Here is a 16,368-nt window from a genome sequence, read left to right as displayed (position 1 = left end):
GAAGCTATTCGCTTCTGCTAGAATCTGTTCGTTTTTTAGGTCTGCTCGAATTCCTATTGTTCTTACCTCTAAAGTTGTTACCACCAGGCCTGTTTCTGTTTTTGTTTTTATTACGGGAGTTGCCTTGTTTTCTTTGTTGTTGTGCCGGTTGACTGCCCGTATCTTGCGGAGTATCTTCATCTACAAATTGATGCTCTGGCATGCGAGGTACAGATTGTTTAATCAATTTCTCGATATCACGTAAGTAGGGTCTTTCTTCTTTGTCACAAAAAGAAAGTGCCGTACCACTTGCATTTGCCCTACCTGTTCTGCCTATACGGTGAACATACGTTTCGGATACGTTTGGTAAATCATAATTAACGACCAATGAAAGGTCTTCTACATCAATACCCCTTGCGGCAATATCAGTTGCAACCAAAACCTTAAGATCTCCTTCTTTAAAAGCACTTAGTGCCTTTTGTCTTGCAGTTTGCGATTTATTACCGTGTATGGCTGCAGAACGTATACCTGCTTGGTCTAATTTCTTGACAATTTTATTGGCACCATGCTTAGTTCTGGAGAAAACAATAAGCGTACTCTCAGGGTTCTCTTTAATAATATGGATAAGCAGTTTTGGTTTGTTAGGCTTGCTAATAAAATATACCCCTTGTTCAACTTTCTCTGCTGTAGCTTGTTCTGGTTTAATGGTAACGCGTTCAAAATCGCCCAACATTTTTCTAGAAAGCTCAACAATGTCTTTTGGCATAGTTGCCGAAAAGAATAATGACTGTCGTTTAGGAGGCAATTTTGCGATGATTTTCTTGATATCATGAATAAAGCCCATGTCCAGCATTTGGTCAGCTTCATCAAGTACTACGTGCTCTAAATCTCTGAAAGAAATAAAACCTTGGTTCATTAGGTCTAATAAGCGACCGGGAGTAGCAATTAATATATCAACGCCTCCTCTAAGGGCGTTTACTTGCTTACCCTGTTTTACTCCGCCAAAAATAACGGTATTACGTAGGCCTGTGTATTTTCCGTACGCCGTAAAACTTTCGGCTATTTGAATGGCAAGTTCCCGGGTAGGTGTTACTATCAGCGCCTTAATTTTTCTTTTATTCTGGCTAAGACTTATACCTTCATATAATTGATGTAGGATAGGAATACCAAATGCGGCCGTTTTACCGGTTCCCGTTTGTGCAACGCCCAATAAATCTTTGCCTTTCAGTAATATGGGTATGGATTGTTCTTGAATTGGAGTAGGGTGAGTATATCCTTCAGCCTCTAATGCCTTAAGGATAGGTTCGGCTAAGCCGAGTTCTTTAAATGTCATAAAATTTTAATAAGCTGCAAAGGTACGCTTTAATGTGGAAGGAATTGTAATGTGGGGTTAAAGTGCAAAGTGTTGAGTACAAAGTAAGAAGTATTAAGTATTAAGTAAGAAGTATAAAATATAATGTATAAAGTAGTTGGAAGTACGAAAATAGAATAAAGAGAATAGACTTTTTTTTGATTAGTTTCTAATCAATTGTATTTAACAAAGCTAAATTTTATAGTTTCTAACAACTAACAACTAACAACTAACAACTAACAACCAACAACCAACAACCAACAACTAATCCTGAACTTGATTTTTGAGATTGCGCTTGTATTTAAAACATCGATTGTCGATTAAAGACACTAAAAATCGGTAAGGTGAAAATAGGGGCAATGTCGTTAATCGACGAGATTTTACACTTAATCCGAATCTTTGTCAAGTAACGAGAATACGGTGTTTTTCAGCGATTCATCACCTAGTAAAACAAGGTCTACAGCGTTTTATAATTGTAACAAAACGCAAGTCATGAAAACATTAGCAACTATCATCTTCATCATCTTTTTAAGCTTTACTGCTCAAGCTCAAAACACAACTTCAGAGGTTAAAGTTGAAACTATTGAAATGAGCATTGTTACGGAAACTACAAATGAAGTTAAAGCGGAATCTACTACTGAGGTTGCTCGTTTATACAAATTCAAAAATTCAAGAATTAAAAGAGATTTGAATTTTATTACTAAGGCTAACAAGCCTAAAATGGCGTAATTACAGTAGTTGGTATTAAGTATTAAGTACAAAGTATTAAGAAGTTAGAAAATAGAATATAGAGAATAGACTTTTTTTGATTAGTTCCTGACCAATCGTATTTAGTAAAGCTAAATTTTATAGTTTTTAACAACTAACAACTAACAACTAACAACTAACAACCAAGTTGCACTTAAATTACAACCCTGCCATAGCAGCTTCCGCACATCTTTCGCCATCCATTGCTGCAGAAACAATTCCACCGGCATAGCCACCACCTTCACCACATGGGAAAAGTCCTTTAATCACTGGGTGTTCCAGTTTTTCGTTTCTAGGGATGCTCACAGGTGATGAGGTTCTGGATTCCACGCCCACAATATTTGCTTCGGCTGTGTAATAACCATGCATTTTATCACCAAAAGCTTTAAAGCCTTGTCGCAATCTACTACCAATAAGTTTAGGTAACAGGGAGTGTAGGGGAGCGGAGTTTAATCCGGGTTGGTACGAGGTAGGATTAAGGTCTACGGATAAGTTTCCTTCTACAAAATCGGTTAATCGCTGAGCTGGGGCAGTTTGCGTTCTTCCGCCAGAAGTGAATGCCAGTCGCTCTAAATTCTTTTGATATTCCAATCCTTTCAAAGCCCCGAATTTCTCATATTTAGGGATATCCTTATCCACATTAATTTCCACCACGATACCCGAGTTTGCATACAGGTTATTTCGTTTTGATGGAGACATCCCGTTTACAACCACCTCGCCAGGGGAAGTGGCAGCAGGCACTATGAATCCGCCAGGGCACATACAGAACGAATATACGCCACGTTCCTTCACTTGTTCCACTAAACTATAAGAAGCTGCAGGTAACAATTCGCTTCGGTCACCAGAGCAGTGGTATTGAATACTGTCTATGATATGTTGCGGATGCTCTACACGCACGCCCATGGCAAATGATTTTGCTTGTAGCGCAATATCTTTTTTATGTAATAAGTCAAAAATGTCACGAGCGGAATGTCCCGTAGCCAAAATTACGCGATCCACGGCCATTTCATTATTGTCGTTTAAAACAATGGCTTTTAACGTATTGTCCTTGATAACAAAATCGGTCACCTTGGTATTAAAATGAACTTCACCACCGTGCTGCTGTATAACTTCACGAATATTCTGTACAATTTTAGGGAGCTTATTGGTCCCTATATGTGGATGTGCATCTACTAATATTTGGTCTGTTGCACCATGAAATACCAAACTTTCGAATATGCGACGTACATCTCCACGTTTAAGACTACGGGTGTATAGTTTTCCATCAGAATACGTACCTGCGCCACCTTCACCAAAACAGTAATTACTCTCAGGGTTTACCTGATGGTCTTGGTTAATGGCCTTCAAATCTCGCCTGCGTTCTTTTACATTGTTACCACGTTCCAAAACAATAGGTTTGTAACCCATTTCTAAACAACGTAGCGCAGCCCACATACCTGCAGGTCCAAATCCTACAATATGTATGGGTTTGGCTTTTGATACATCTTTATATTCAAAATGAAGGGCGTCGTTAGGTGCGGGCTCGTTAATATATACCGCCAATTTGTAATTGAAAACAATTTTAGGTTTACGTGCATCAATAGATTTACGTAAGACTTTAAGGGTAAAAGACCCTTCTTCGAGTCCAAGATATTGCGCTGTACGAATTTGTAATCCGTGTGGGGTTGCTTCTTCCTTTAAAGTTAACCTTAGCTGTACATTTCTAACCATGGGGCAAAATTAAAGTAAAAAGATGATGTAAAGCTGTAGCGGCTTAAAAATGCATAAGGTCTGTTACTGTAAAATTATTTTTCAACGATGGTTCTAAATGTCAGGTTTACTCTTGGTGTTTTACTTTTTGTAGTGGGTGGCAATCTATGTAACCAGTGGGTCTGTGTTGCATCTTTCATAATTAAAAGGCTACCGTGCTCTAAAACGAGTTCAACCTTTTCTTTCGTTTCTTTGTGTTTAAATGCAAATTTTCGCTCCGATCCAAAACTGACTGAAGCTATTGCGCCATTTTTTTTCAGGTCTTTTTCTCCATCACTATGCCACGCCATGCCCTCGCTGCCATCATGATATAGGTTTAATAGACAAGAGTTAAAGGTTTCTCCGCTTTCTTGCTCTACTTTAGATTTTAATTGAAGCAACTCTGCAGTCCACGGTAGGGCTAGTTTAGTAGTTTTAGAGTAGGTATATTGAAAAGGTTTTTTGCCATACCACGCTACTTTTCGTTTGGTTATGATCTTTTTGCCAAAGATGATGGCTTCATCATTCTTCCATTTTATTTTGTTCAATAAGACATTTAGGTAGTGTATAGCGTCTTCCTCATTTAATATTTTACCAAAATAATGTACCGTTCCGTCACGTGGAAGTAGGTTTTTCTTATGGTCAACCTCAATATCAAATAATTTCATAATGCTTGCTTTCTAACAATTCAGAGCACTAAAGTACTTGGTAATCATCTTAAAAGCAAAAGCGAATAGTTAACCTTTTTTATAAGATTTTCTATTCGCTTTTATAATTAAAAAGAACTTTGATGATATATACTAATTGCTTTTGAGCAAGTTTTTAATCGCCTTGTTCCATTTTTCTATGGACTGAAATTCTCCACTTAGTTGATAGTTGACTTCAACATCATAAAATTCAAAAACTACATCTGGTACATTGGTGTTTTTTGGGAAAAGTTGCAGCAGCAATCGCTCTGTAATTTTCTCTTTTCTTGCAAAGGATTTACCTATGTTCGCAATTTCAGTAGTTTTAATGGTGGCTAAATCGGCATACTGTTGATGTAGTTCTTCGCCATTTTTTGAGATAAAGAATACAAATTTCTTTTCAGTGTCCATACCTATGGCATAGTGACCAAAAATCTCATATTCCGTTAGTTTACAATGATGTGTAGTTGCGATGTCGTTTAAAGATGACATCATTTTTTTTTCTTTTATTTTTCTGTTTCTGTTCGTTAAAACAAAAGGCATTGCACATAGTGCAACAGATGCTAAACCAATAGCAGTTACTCCAAATTCCATGTTGTAAATTTTAATTTTTTAATACTGATTATTGTATGATGTAAAGTGATACATCATAAGACCTAGTTATTTAGCTATCAAAGTGATAGCCTGTTTAAAAGGGTCTACCAGAAATTATGGAAAGGAAAAATAAGATCAGTTTTTCTAAACTTGATCAATAACGTTTTGGCATAAAGAATATATTGCCTGTATCTAGAAATAGAGGCAAAATCAATACTGCTAAGGCTAGCGGTAAAGCCAGTAAACGGAAGCTTGTAATTAGGCGAAACAACTTCGGCAACATCTGAAACCGAAACTTCAGTTTGCTGGGCATGTGGAGATAAAAGTTTGGTGGACGCTGAAAAATAGCTTTTTTGCTCGCTATTTTCGATTAATGGTGTTTGGTTAAAGTTGGTTAAGGCATCTGCAGAATTAACTAGCCCGAAACAATAAATTGTAACGAGGAGTAGAACTTTTACTATGTTGTTAAAACTTTGCATTTTACGCTATAACTACTTGGTCCAGTATTTCATTAACTTCTTTTAAGCTTTCTTCATTATCTAGAAGTAAAACCAAAATATCATTTGCTTCAATCACCGTAGCACCGCCCGGACGTACAAATTTACCATTTCTCTTTATCATGACAATAAAAGCCGACCTGGGAAAATGTAAATCTATAATTCGTTTTTCTACAGCAAAACTGTTGGGAGCAACCGTAACTTCTTCCATAGCAGATTTGGGTAGATTAAGTATATACCTATCGTTTTCGGCAATTGGTTTTACCTCTTCCGGTAAAGCAACATTAAGCCATTTGGCAAAAATAGATAGGGTAGTACCTTGGATTAAAACCGATGAAACCGATATAAAGAATACGATACTAAATATAATATTGGCCTTATCAATGCCTGCCAATAGGGGATAAGTTGCAAATACGATAGGCACTGCACCACGTAAGCCCACCCATGAGATATAGAAACGTCTCCCTAGTTTCATTTTAAAGAACATAAGGCTTAATAAAACACTTACAGGTCTTGCCACAAGAATTAAGAATACCGATATAAGCAGACCAATACCTAAATAAGGTAAAATCTGAGAAGGGAAAACGAGTAGACCTAAGGTCAAGAACAATACGATCTGCATTAGCCAAGCCATACCATCGAACATTTTTAAAATGGTAGACTTATGTATTAAATCTTGATTGCCTAAATACACGGCACAAATGTAAATAGCCAAGAAGCCATTACCGCCAACAGCGTCTGTAGCGGAAAAGGTTATGAACATTAAGGCAATGACCAGCACAGGGTACAAACCTTCAAAGCCTAATTTAATTTTGTTTATGATAATTTCACTGAGCTTTCCAAATACAAAACCACCAATGCCGCCCAATATCATTTGTTGTAAAAACAAGGGAATGATAGAGAGAACGCTCAGGTCTTGGTTAATGACCAAGGTCAAAAAAGCAAGAGTAAGCACATAAGCCATGGGGTCGTTACTACCACTTTCAAGCTCTAACGTGGGTCTTAGATTACTTTTTAAAGCTAAATTTTTAGAACGTAAAATGGAGAAAACCGCTGCGGCATCTGTAGAAGATACAATAGAGCCCAACAACATGCTTTCGTATATGGTAAAATCGGTAATATAATAGACGAAAGTTCCAAGGGTGATCGCTGTGAGCAAAACCCCTAGGGTAGATAGCACAAGTCCCTCTTTTAAAATAGGTTTTACAGCGTTCCAATTGGTATCTAAACCACCAGAAAACAATATAAAGTTAAGAGAGACAATACCAATGAATTGGGCAAGCTTAGGATCATCAAACTGAATACCGCCAATACCATCAGATCCGGCAAGCATACCTATGGCTAAGAAAAGAATCAATGTAGGTACCCCGAATTTGTAAGAGGTCTTACCGACTATAATACTGATAAACAGTAATATAGAGCCTACAAGAAGTATGTTTTCTATGGTAAGGTTCATTGGTGGTCAGTTGCCTTAATTTTAAGGCAACAAAGTTAGATCATTTATCAAAAAACCAATACAAATGTTAAGGTTTGGCACAATGTTAACATGTTGTATTATAACCCTGATTTATTAAAAAACTAATTAATTTTTCTAATGAAGGCAGTTATAATATTTATGAGGTATAGTAATTGTACACAGACTGCCGCAAGTGTAGATAAAGTCACAGTTAAATTAGAACCAAAATCTTTATTTGAATCTGATAAGAAAAATGGGATGAATAAAATTAAGCAGAAACCAATAACGGTAATGATTAAATGAATCACGGTCAGCCAATTTACTAACCTTCTGTTCAGTTTAATTACGACCCAGTATCCAAAACCTATAATTGCAAATATAATAGAGATTAGTACCGCTAAATTGATTAACCCCAGTACATAATAGGTGTCATGAATATTAAAGTAGAATGTTTTATCAGGTTTTAGAAATCCTGTGAGTAGTATTATGGGAATCAGAATCCAGAAAACAATATGGGGTGTTTTGGTAATTTTAGTCATCTGTTGGTTGTAGTATTATTCCTAAAGTCAAGTTAATCATTATTAAGAGAATCACAATAAAAGTTTAGTGTCAATATTTATCTATATATTTACATGTATCTATATAATATATCATCATGGAGCTAAAACAAGTGGAGAAAATATCTAAAGCATTAAGTGATGTAAATCGTTTAAAAATACTGCAGTATATGCAGAAAAATCAAGGCAAGGTTGAATGCACCAAAGCGTGTAACCTGCTGGATTTAAGTCAACCTTCCATCAGTCATCATATAAAAAGGTTGGTTGAGGCAGAACTCATCAATCAGCATAAAATAGGACGTAATTATCACTATTCCTTAAATCATGAAGTTTGGGATAATTACATGTTACGACTGAAGCAACTGTAGTTTTTTTGATAAAACATATAGATACTTTTAAATGTATTAATGAAATTATTTGAATGAAAAATATTAAATATTCTATATTGGATTTGGCCATTGTATCAGGGGGTACAACGTTAAAAGATACTTTTGACCACTCTTTGGCATTGGCACAAGCTGCGGAAGAAGTGGGGTACAACCGATTTTGGTTGGCAGAGCATCATAATTCTATAGCTATTGGTAGTAGCGCCACGTCTGTATTAATGGGCTACATTGCCGAAGGAACAAAAACTATAAGAGTGGGGTCAGGTGGTATTATGCTACCAAATCATTCCCCATTGATAATTGCAGAGCAGTTTGGAACTTTAGGAATACTGTACCCAAATAGAATAGACCTAGGTTTGGGGCGTGCACCGGGAACCGATCAATTAACCGCCCAAGCCATACGGTCAGATTTTTACCAGGCGGCACAGTCTTTTCCGTTAGAAGTGGAAAAAATTCAGCGCTATTTCTCTACGGAAAATGCAGACGCAAAAGTGCGTGTTACACTGGCGGAAGGGGTAGAGGTACCTTTATATATTTTAGGTTCAAGCACGGATAGTGCACACTTAGCCGCCAAAAAAGGATTGCCCTATGCATTTGCGAGTCACTTCGCTACGAACCATTTAATGAACGCCTTGCAAATTTACCATCAGGAGTTTCAGCCTTCTAAGGTTTTGGAGAAACCGTATACTATGGCAGGCGTAAATATTATCATTGCGGATACAGATGAAGAAGCGGAACGCATTTCAACATCTCTTTATAAAATGATTATTGGTTTGTTGACAGGAAAAAGGGGCTATATGCAACCACCGGTACCCATGACTCCTGATTTACGTGAATTGAGTAAAAATCCGTCTGTACAGCAAATGTTGAAGTATTCCTTTATTGGTAGCAAAGAAACCGTTAAAAAACAAGTGCAACAGTTTATAAACGATACCCAAGTAGACGAACTTATTGCGGTTACCAATATTTATGATGGTAAAGACCGTATAAAATCATACCGCATGTTTGCCGAGATTATGAAAGAATTGAATGGGGAGAAGGGATAATTCTCCCCCTTATTAATCCTTGATTTCTATGGTAGACTGTCTTTCTCTGTTAACGGAAAGTTTAGTGACATCTGGTCTAGAATAATGCCCTACGGGATCAAAATTCTGACGTTCTTCTAAAACCCTGTTGAAATCTATAGTTGTTGTGATCAATCCCTTTTTATCAATGACCGGAGGTAAAATCCATTCCCCATCAGGTCCGGCAATACAAGAACCACCGTTAGCCAATGTTTCTGGGCAATTTTCAAGAATGGCGTTTAAATGTGGAGTATCATCTGGAAAATCGGTTTTGCTCATTAAGCTAGATACGGAAACTACAAAAGACCTGGATTCTCGTGCAATGAACCTTGTGATATCGGCGGTATTGTAATCCGATCCGGGCCAAACGGCAATATGTAAATTTTCTCCCAGCCCGTACAGGGTAGCTCTAGGCAAGGGCATCCAGTTCTCCCAACAGTTTAATCCGCCAACACTAAAGTTCTTAAGATCATGAACTTGTAATCCGTTACCATCACCCGGTGCCCATGTTAACCGCTCTTCGTAGGTAGGCTGTAATTTTCTGTGTACCGATTTTATTTCGCCCTGGTTGTCAATATATGCAAGGGAGCAGTAAATACTATGACCGCCCCTGTTTTTTGCTCGTTCCATAAGGCCTAAGTAGATGGCAATCTTATGTTGTTTTGCAAGCGCACAGATATCATCTAATTCTCTAGCCTCAATTTGAACCGAATTTTTAATGTAATGCGCATGAATCTCTTTCTGAACTTTAGAATCAAATTTTGCACCATCGGTCATGGAAACCCAAAAAGGATAACCCGGTAATAAAGCCTCACCAAAGACAATAAGCTCACAATTGTCTTTGGCCGCCTTTATAATATATTCCTTAATTCTATCAACAGTAGCAGATTTGTTGAGCCAAACCGGTGCTATTTGCGCCATGGCAATTTTAAGGTGGTTTTGCTCTGGTGTGTCTATAATTTTCACTGATAAAAGGTTTGGTAGTTTTATTTAAGAGATACTTTTTAAAGCTTCTACAATTTCGTCTGGCTCTGAACGTGTACGGTAATCAACGTTAACGTAGCTCCATTGAATTGCACCGTCTGTACCAACAATAAAGGTAGCAGGTATTGGCAATACCGTTCCATTTCCGTTGTTTATTTGTTTTAGATCAAGATTTCGGTCAACGCGCATATGGTCCAAAAGAAATTCTGGTACTTCCCAAGCTACGCCGTACTTAGACGCTACTTTTGCATCTTGGTCAGACAAAACTGTAAAATCCATCTCGCTAATTTCATTCTTGGTCATTGATGCATCTGGAACTTCTGGACTAATGGCGACCAGCGTAGCACCAAAAGATTGAATTTCCGGTAGCTTAGCTTGTAATGCACGTAATTGTAAGTTGCAGTATGGGCACCAGCTACCACGATAAAAAGTGACTACTACCGCACCGTTATCCAATAAACCGGATAATTTTATTTGATTGCCTAAAGCATCCGGTAACTCAAAATTTGGAGCTTGTTCTCCTACCTTTAGCGCATTCTTACCTTTTTCAAAAGCCTTTGCTTCTTCGATGATCTCATCGACGACTTTCATGAATTCAGGATTTTTTTGTCTGCCAAAAGCTATTTTAGCATCGGTCTGTTCTCTTAGTTTTTGCATTATGTAAGTCTAAATTTTCTATGTATATAGCTACTAGGTAGTCTAGCGTATTTTTTCGAAATATAGTGAAAACCCTTTGTGCTATTGGTCTGCATTAGGAATAATATAACATTGTTCTTTTGGGTAAGATGAGCATATATACCTTTATTTTGTCAAAACTGAAACGTTGTGGTAATTACTTTTAGCTTTGCCTTATAATTGTGCGGATGGTACAAGAAATCTATTGTTGAAAATTTAAAAATTCCGCAATTGATTCCATTAAACTATGCATTGACGTTTAGTGTATCTCGTATTTCTTTTTGTATGCCAAAGGGGTTAATTTAGTGATATGCTTAAATTGTTTGTTGAAATTTGAAAGCGTTTGATATCCGCTTTGATAACAAGCTTGTGAAACATTCATTTTCTTCTCGATCAAAAGTTTACAAGCATGACCAATTCTAATTTCACTTACAAAATCTGAAAAAGGTTTATTAGCGTGTTGCTTAAAATATCTACTGAATGATGTAGGGGTCATATTCGTTAGTTTGGCTAAATCTGTCAAGAATATTTTTTGCTTAAAGTTTTTCATGACAAAAGCATACACTTTGAACATACGTTCCGTATCTGCTTCCCTTAGGGTGTTGGTATAACCAGCGCTGGCCAAAAGATTAAATTCGTTGGTTGTACTTATAAAATTTAAAATTTTTAGTAATTGTAGCACACCATCAAACCCGGTCATGGCTACAAGGTCAATCATCATTGTTTTTAAGGTTGCAGCGGTCTTATGGGTAAACTCAATTCCCCGTAGACTTTTATGGAAAACATTTCGTAAACGTATGGCTTCATTGCTCTGCAAAAGATTTTTTCCTAAAAAATCTTTATGAAAATAAATGACGATCCCTTCAGACCAAGCAATGTTCATTTCTTGCTCTTCCTCATTTTCACTACGCCAAAGATGTGGAAGGTCAGGACCTATAAAAGTGATATCACCAGCAATATATGATTTAACGCTATCGCCAATAAATCTTGTGCCACTACCTTTTAGAACTAGAAAAAGCTGATGTTCTGAATGAAAATGCCAATGAGGATCAAAAACAGGCTCTTTAAGCATTCTAGCTAAATAGGCATGATGCCTGGGAATTGGTGATTTTTGTAGCGCAGATTTCATGACATAATGTTGGCTTAATATATTCCATTTTTAAATGGAATTTATACTAATGTATCAAAAAAATATAGTTATTATGTTTTGAATGATAATATATAGTCGGTTTGTGGTAAATGAGAGTAATTTTTCAGCTTGTTTTTTGGGTAATATTGACCTAAGAAAATAGACTACCTATGAAAACCTATTCTTACCCATTTTTATTTTTATCACTGATAATCTTTCTATCGGCTTGTTCGCCAATGGGTAAAGAACAGTTAGATGATAAGCCGAGAAGAATAGAATTACTTTTTTTAGGTCATGAATTGGAGCATCATAATTCAAGAACCTATTTTCCCATTTTGGCATCTGCATTAACTAAGGATGGTATAAATATTACATATACCGAAAAACAATCTGACCTTAATGAAGAAAATTTAAGATTGTATGACGGACTTATTATGTATGGAAATCAAGAAGAGATATCTCATAATGAGGAAAAAGCATTATTAAGCTTTGTAGAAAATGGTAATGCATTCATTCCTATACATTCGGCTAGTTTTTGTTTTAAGAACTCCAATGAATACATAAAACTAGTCGGTGCGCAATTTAAAAGTCACCAAACAGGAACATTTATGGCAGATATTGTTAATAAAGATCATCCTGTGACTAAAAATTTGGCTCCATTTAAAACTTGGGACGAAACTTATGTTCATGATAAAATAGCTGATGATATTACCGTTTTAATGGAGCGTGTAGAAGGTGATCACCGTGAACCTTACACATGGGTAAAAGAAGTAGGAGAAGGCAAAGTATTTTATACAGCTTTTGGTCATGACGATCGTACATGGAACAATAAAGGATTTCAAAGCTTAATTAAATCTGGAATTCTTTGGGCTGTAAATAAAAAGGTTAAAAAGAATTGGACAGCATTTATGGTCAATATGCCAACATTATCCTATGAAGAACGCGCAAACATACCAAACTATGAAAAAAGAGATCCTGCGCCAAAATATCAACTACCGTTATCTGCAGAAGCATCAAAAAAATTAATTCAGGTACCTGCGGGTTTTGAAGTACAACTGTTTGCATCTGAACCAGATATTATAAACCCAATTGCTATGGATTGGGATGAACAGGGTAGGTTATGGGTTATTGAAACGGTAGATTATCCAAATACGGTTCGTAATGATAATAGTAAAGGTGATGATAAGGTGAAAATTTTGGAAGATACCGATGGTGACGGAAAAGCAGATAAGGTAACCATCTTCGCAGAAGAATTGAATATACCTACAAGTTTTACTTTTTATGATGGCGGTATTATAGTTTCACAGGCACCTCATTTTATTTTCTTAAAAGATACTGACGGTGATGATAAAGCAGATGTAAAAAAAATACTAATAGATGGATGGGGAACTTTTGATACACATGCAGGACCATCAAATCTACAGTATGGTATTGACAATAATCTGTACGGTGTAGTAGGGTATTCAGGGTTTGATGGAAATGCTTTTGGACAAGATTTAAAATTCAATCAGAATGTCTATCGTTTTAACCCCAAGAAGAAAACTTTTGAAGTTATTACTAATACCAGTAATAACACTTGGGGGTTGGGCATAACGGAAGATAACGAGATATTCGCATCTACAGCGAACAACACGCATAGTGCATTTGTAGCTATTCCGAATAAAAACCTAAAAGATGTAAAAGGAATTGGGGCTGACGGAAGTGCTAAAATAGACGGTCATTATTATATGCAGCCAATTACTTCAAATGTAAGACAAGTAGATGTTTTTGGAGGGTTTACTGCAGCGGCGGGTCACTATTTCTATACTGCACGTGCATATCCGGAGCCGTATTGGAACAAAATAGCCTTTGTATGTGAGCCAACGGGTGGGCTAGTGCACCAAGCTAAAATAGTCAATAATGGTTCTGGTTACGCTGAAGAAGATTATGGTAATTTATTTGCATCTGCGGATGAATGGAGTTCACCGGTAGATGCCAAGGTTGGACCGGACGGAGCTGTTTGGATTGCAGATTGGTATAATTTTATAGTGCAGCACAACCCTACACCTAATGAAGATCGTGGCGGATATAACGCAGAAAATGGAGACGGTAATGCCTATGTAAATCCTTTAAGGGATAAAGGTCATGGTAGAATTTGGCGTGTGGTACCAAAAGATGATGATACCTATGAGCCAAAACAATTGTCAAAAAAACATCCAGGTGCTTTATTGAAAGCATTAAGTGATGACAATAAATTTTGGAGGTTAACCGGCCAACGCCTTATAGTTGAAAATGAGTATGTTGACTTGTTAAGTGGTCTTTATGAATTAGTGAATGACCAACATGTTGATCAAATCGGATTAAACAATGCTGCATTACATGCCCTTTGGACTATTAATGGATTAAATGCCATTGAAAATAATAATGAAGCACTTAAAGTAGTACGTAGTGCATTATATCATAAGGCATGGGCAGTTAGAAAAGCGGCATTGCAAATGTTACCTAGAAATACACAGACCGATGCAGCTATATTAAAAGCCAATACACTTTATGATAAAGACCCTCGTGTTCAATTGGCAACATTACTTTATTTTACAGAAAGACCCTCATCCACGAAAATGGGGCAACTAATGTATAACCTTTCACAAGACCAAAAGGTGATGAGTGATCCTTGGTTATATAAGGCACTTTATGCCAATGCGGCCATTCATTTAAGCGGGTTTTTAAATGCGTTTCATAAAGCCAATCCTACACATGAAATTTCTTTTGAAAAAAGAGTTGATATGAGTTTGGTCAATTACGATGACAGCGATTGGGAAACTATGGAGTTGCCCCAGTATATTGAAAATGCCGGACTGGATATTGATGGTGTTATTTGGTTTAGAAGAGAAGTAAATATACCGGCCAACATGGTTAAGGGTGCTGCAATATCGTTAGGTCCCATTGATGATTCAGATATTACCTATATCAACGGAATTGAAGTAGGTAGTATGGCATCAAGTTATAGTTCCAATAGACATTATAAAATTCCAGATGGGGTATTAAAACCAGGTAAAAATACGATTGCCATTAAAGTTGAAGATACTGGAGGCGAAGGTGGTATTTATGGTAATTTTTGGCAGATGTATATAGAAGCAGGTGAATCCTTGGTTAGGATCAATGGAGCCTATAAATATAAAGTCGAAAAAAGCTTTTTGGATCAAGAGGAAAAAGTAACTAACGTTTTTGATATGGTCAACCTCTTATATAAGTACTACGATAATCAATCTAACAAAATTGAAGCTCAAGAAAACATTGATCAAAATGACGCTAAGGTGATTGAAATCAAGGTTTTAAAAAATGAAATGAAGTTCAATGTTACCAGGTTTGAGGTAAATGCTAGTGAACAAGTAGAATTGGTATTGCAAAATCCTGATTATATGCAGCATAATTTGGTCATAACTAAACCCGGTAAAAAAGATATTGTAGGAAAAGCGGCAGATAAAATGGCTGCGGATCCTAATGCTGCGACACTTAATTATGTACCGCAAATGGGCGATGTGCTATTTGCAACACCAATATTGAATCCAGATGAAACGTATTCCCTAAAGTTTACGGCCCCAAGTAAACCAGGTGAATACCCATATATCTGCACCTTTCCTGGACATTGGAGAATTATGCAAGGGATAATGATCGTTAAATAGATGAGAGATTTGAATAAGAATAAGTTGGTTTTCGGAGTCAGTACTTGGCTGTGGCAATCACCATTTTCCACTGAAAGTATTGGGCTGTTTGCAAAAATTAAAAAAATGGGTTTTGATGTTGTTGAAATCCCCATAGAGGATCCGTTATTGATCAATGCGGCTGAAGTAAAAAAAGCGCTAGATGATCATGGTTTAAAAGCTTCTATTTGCGGGGCATTTGGACCAACTAAAGACCTGACCAGTAAGGATGAGAAAGTGCATTTGCATTGCTTTGAATATTTAGAGCAATGTTTTGAAATCTGCAGTGTACTTGGCGCAACATCTTTTGTTGGCCCTTTATATTCGGCTGTAGGAAAGGCGCGTATGTTATCTGCAGATCAAAGAAAGGCAGAATGGGATTTAGCGGTAGCCAATGTAAAACATGCTTGTCGTTTAGCTTATGCATATGATCTAAAAATAGGAATAGAGCCATTGAACAGGTTTGAGTCAGATATGGTCAATACGGCAGAAGATGTAATGCAGTTAATTGCAGATGTGGATCATGAAGCCGCTATGGTATCTTTAGATAGTTTTCATATGACGATAGAAGAAAACAATCTACGTAAAGCTATAAATGTAGTAGGTGATAAACTTATACATATTCAAGTCTCTGAAAATCATAGAGGTACTCCTGGTACTGGGCTCACCCCTTGGAACGATATTTACCTAGGTCTAAAGGACATTAATTATAACGGAACTATGGTTATTGAAAGTTTTACTCCGGAGATAAAGGAATTGGCTGGTGCCGTTTGTATATGGAAGACCAAGGCAAAGAGTCAAGATGAATTTGCACAAAATGGACTAGAATTTTTAAGAAGAACATTTAAGGATTAA

At 36.8% G+C, this 16,368-nt stretch carries 14 protein-coding genes; 5 read left to right on the top strand and 9 right to left on the bottom strand.

From position 1 onward, the window contains the following. Positions 1–4: 4 nt before the first annotated feature. A complete protein-coding gene (locus CSC80_RS17025) occupies positions 5–1,312 on the bottom strand; it encodes a DEAD/DEAH box helicase (RefSeq protein ID WP_099193171.1) in 1,308 nt (435 codons plus the stop codon). A 510-nt stretch (positions 1,313–1,822) separates the two neighbouring features. Between CSC80_RS17025 and CSC80_RS17020 the strand changes: the two genes are divergently transcribed. Further along, positions 1,823–2,059, top strand: coding sequence for a hypothetical protein (locus tag CSC80_RS17020; protein WP_074674299.1), 237 nt, complete (start codon positions 1,823–1,825; stop codon positions 2,057–2,059). Positions 2,060–2,236: 177 nt separating this feature from the next. Here CSC80_RS17020 and CSC80_RS17015 read toward each other — a convergent pair whose 3' ends face one another. From CSC80_RS17015 to CSC80_RS16995, 5 genes are all read right to left on the bottom strand, one after another. Beyond that, positions 2,237–3,787 (bottom strand): FAD-dependent oxidoreductase, encoded by a 1,551-nt coding sequence (locus CSC80_RS17015; RefSeq protein WP_099193170.1) that lies wholly within the window; start codon positions 3,785–3,787, stop codon positions 2,237–2,239. A gap of 74 nt (positions 3,788–3,861) precedes the next feature. Next, entirely contained in the window at positions 3,862–4,473 is a 612-nt protein-coding gene (locus tag CSC80_RS17010; RefSeq protein ID WP_099193169.1) for an alpha-ketoglutarate-dependent dioxygenase AlkB, read from the bottom strand. A 132-nt stretch (positions 4,474–4,605) separates the two neighbouring features. Next, positions 4,606–5,085 carry a hypothetical protein gene (locus CSC80_RS17005; RefSeq protein ID WP_099193168.1) on the bottom strand — a complete coding sequence of 160 codons (480 nt, stop codon included), beginning with the start codon at positions 5,083–5,085 and terminating at the stop codon, positions 4,606–4,608. 104 nt (positions 5,086–5,189) lie between these two features. Next, positions 5,190–5,564, bottom strand: coding sequence for a hypothetical protein (locus CSC80_RS17000; RefSeq protein ID WP_099193167.1), 375 nt, complete (start codon positions 5,562–5,564; stop codon positions 5,190–5,192). A 1-nt stretch (position 5,565) separates the two neighbouring features. After that, positions 5,566–7,038 (bottom strand): potassium/proton antiporter, encoded by a 1,473-nt coding sequence (locus CSC80_RS16995; RefSeq protein ID WP_099193166.1) that lies wholly within the window; start codon positions 7,036–7,038, stop codon positions 5,566–5,568. A gap of 655 nt (positions 7,039–7,693) precedes the next feature. Here CSC80_RS16995 and CSC80_RS16990 point away from each other — a divergent pair. Together CSC80_RS16990 and CSC80_RS16985 are read left to right on the top strand one after the other, a co-directional pair. Next, positions 7,694–7,963 (top strand): metalloregulator ArsR/SmtB family transcription factor, encoded by a 270-nt coding sequence (locus CSC80_RS16990; protein ID WP_058105637.1) that lies wholly within the window; start codon positions 7,694–7,696, stop codon positions 7,961–7,963. 53 nt (positions 7,964–8,016) lie between these two features. Further along, entirely contained in the window at positions 8,017–9,027 is a 1,011-nt protein-coding gene (locus tag CSC80_RS16985; RefSeq protein WP_099193165.1) for an LLM class flavin-dependent oxidoreductase, read from the top strand. Between the two features lie 12 nt (positions 9,028–9,039). On the opposite strand, the gene CSC80_RS16980 is transcribed toward CSC80_RS16985, so the two are convergent. From CSC80_RS16980 to CSC80_RS16970, 3 genes are all read right to left on the bottom strand, one after another. Continuing rightward, on the bottom strand, positions 9,040–9,966 hold the full coding sequence (locus tag CSC80_RS16980; protein ID WP_099193395.1) for a carbon-nitrogen hydrolase family protein: 927 nt from the start codon (positions 9,964–9,966) through the stop codon (positions 9,040–9,042). A 69-nt stretch (positions 9,967–10,035) separates the two neighbouring features. Further along, positions 10,036–10,686, bottom strand: a complete 651-nt coding sequence (locus CSC80_RS16975; RefSeq protein ID WP_099193164.1) for a peroxiredoxin-like family protein — start codon at positions 10,684–10,686, stop codon at positions 10,036–10,038. Positions 10,687–10,963: 277 nt separating this feature from the next. Further along, a complete protein-coding gene (locus CSC80_RS16970) occupies positions 10,964–11,833 on the bottom strand; it encodes an AraC family transcriptional regulator (RefSeq protein ID WP_099193163.1) in 870 nt (289 codons plus the stop codon). Positions 11,834–12,003: 170 nt separating this feature from the next. Between CSC80_RS16970 and CSC80_RS16965 the strand changes: the two genes are divergently transcribed. After that, the gene (locus CSC80_RS16965; RefSeq protein ID WP_099193162.1) at positions 12,004–15,495 is read left to right on the top strand and encodes a PVC-type heme-binding CxxCH protein; all 3,492 of its coding nucleotides are present in this window, start codon (positions 12,004–12,006) and stop codon (positions 15,493–15,495) included. Beyond that, the gene (locus CSC80_RS16960) at positions 15,496–16,368 is read left to right on the top strand and encodes a sugar phosphate isomerase/epimerase (RefSeq protein WP_099193161.1); all 873 of its coding nucleotides are present in this window, start codon (positions 15,496–15,498) and stop codon (positions 16,366–16,368) included. It begins immediately after the preceding gene.

It is taken from the genome of Maribacter sp. 6B07, from assembly GCF_002700155.1.
GTDB classification, from domain to species: domain Bacteria; phylum Bacteroidota; class Bacteroidia; order Flavobacteriales; family Flavobacteriaceae; genus Maribacter; species Maribacter dokdonensis.
This window is presented reverse-complemented; position numbering and strand designations above follow the sequence as displayed.

Excerpts from the sequence above, each read along its gene's own strand:
- CSC80_RS16980 (WP_099193395.1), bottom strand. The coding sequence starts at position 9,966 with ATGGCGCAAATAGCACCGGTTTGGCTCAACAAATCTGCTACTGTTGAT.
- CSC80_RS16995 (WP_099193166.1), bottom strand. The coding sequence starts at position 7,038 with ATGAACCTTACCATAGAAAACATACTTCTTGTAGGCTCTATATTACTG.
- CSC80_RS16960 (WP_099193161.1), top strand. The coding sequence starts at position 15,496 with ATGAGAGATTTGAATAAGAATAAGTTGGTTTTCGGAGTCAGTACTTGG.
- CSC80_RS16970 (WP_099193163.1), bottom strand. The coding sequence starts at position 11,833 with ATGAAATCTGCGCTACAAAAATCACCAATTCCCAGGCATCATGCCTAT.
- CSC80_RS16975 (WP_099193164.1), bottom strand. The coding sequence starts at position 10,686 with ATGCAAAAACTAAGAGAACAGACCGATGCTAAAATAGCTTTTGGCAGA.
- CSC80_RS16965 (WP_099193162.1), top strand. The coding sequence starts at position 12,004 with ATGAAAACCTATTCTTACCCATTTTTATTTTTATCACTGATAATCTTT.
- CSC80_RS17015 (WP_099193170.1), bottom strand. The coding sequence starts at position 3,787 with ATGGTTAGAAATGTACAGCTAAGGTTAACTTTAAAGGAAGAAGCAACC.
- CSC80_RS17025 (WP_099193171.1), bottom strand. The coding sequence starts at position 1,312 with ATGACATTTAAAGAACTCGGCTTAGCCGAACCTATCCTTAAGGCATTA.
- CSC80_RS16990 (WP_058105637.1), top strand. The coding sequence starts at position 7,694 with ATGGAGCTAAAACAAGTGGAGAAAATATCTAAAGCATTAAGTGATGTA.
- CSC80_RS17000 (WP_099193167.1), bottom strand. The coding sequence starts at position 5,564 with ATGCAAAGTTTTAACAACATAGTAAAAGTTCTACTCCTCGTTACAATT.
- CSC80_RS17010 (WP_099193169.1), bottom strand. The coding sequence starts at position 4,473 with ATGAAATTATTTGATATTGAGGTTGACCATAAGAAAAACCTACTTCCA.
- CSC80_RS16985 (WP_099193165.1), top strand. The coding sequence starts at position 8,017 with ATGAAAAATATTAAATATTCTATATTGGATTTGGCCATTGTATCAGGG.
- CSC80_RS17005 (WP_099193168.1), bottom strand. The coding sequence starts at position 5,085 with ATGGAATTTGGAGTAACTGCTATTGGTTTAGCATCTGTTGCACTATGT.
- CSC80_RS17020 (WP_074674299.1), top strand. The coding sequence starts at position 1,823 with ATGAAAACATTAGCAACTATCATCTTCATCATCTTTTTAAGCTTTACT.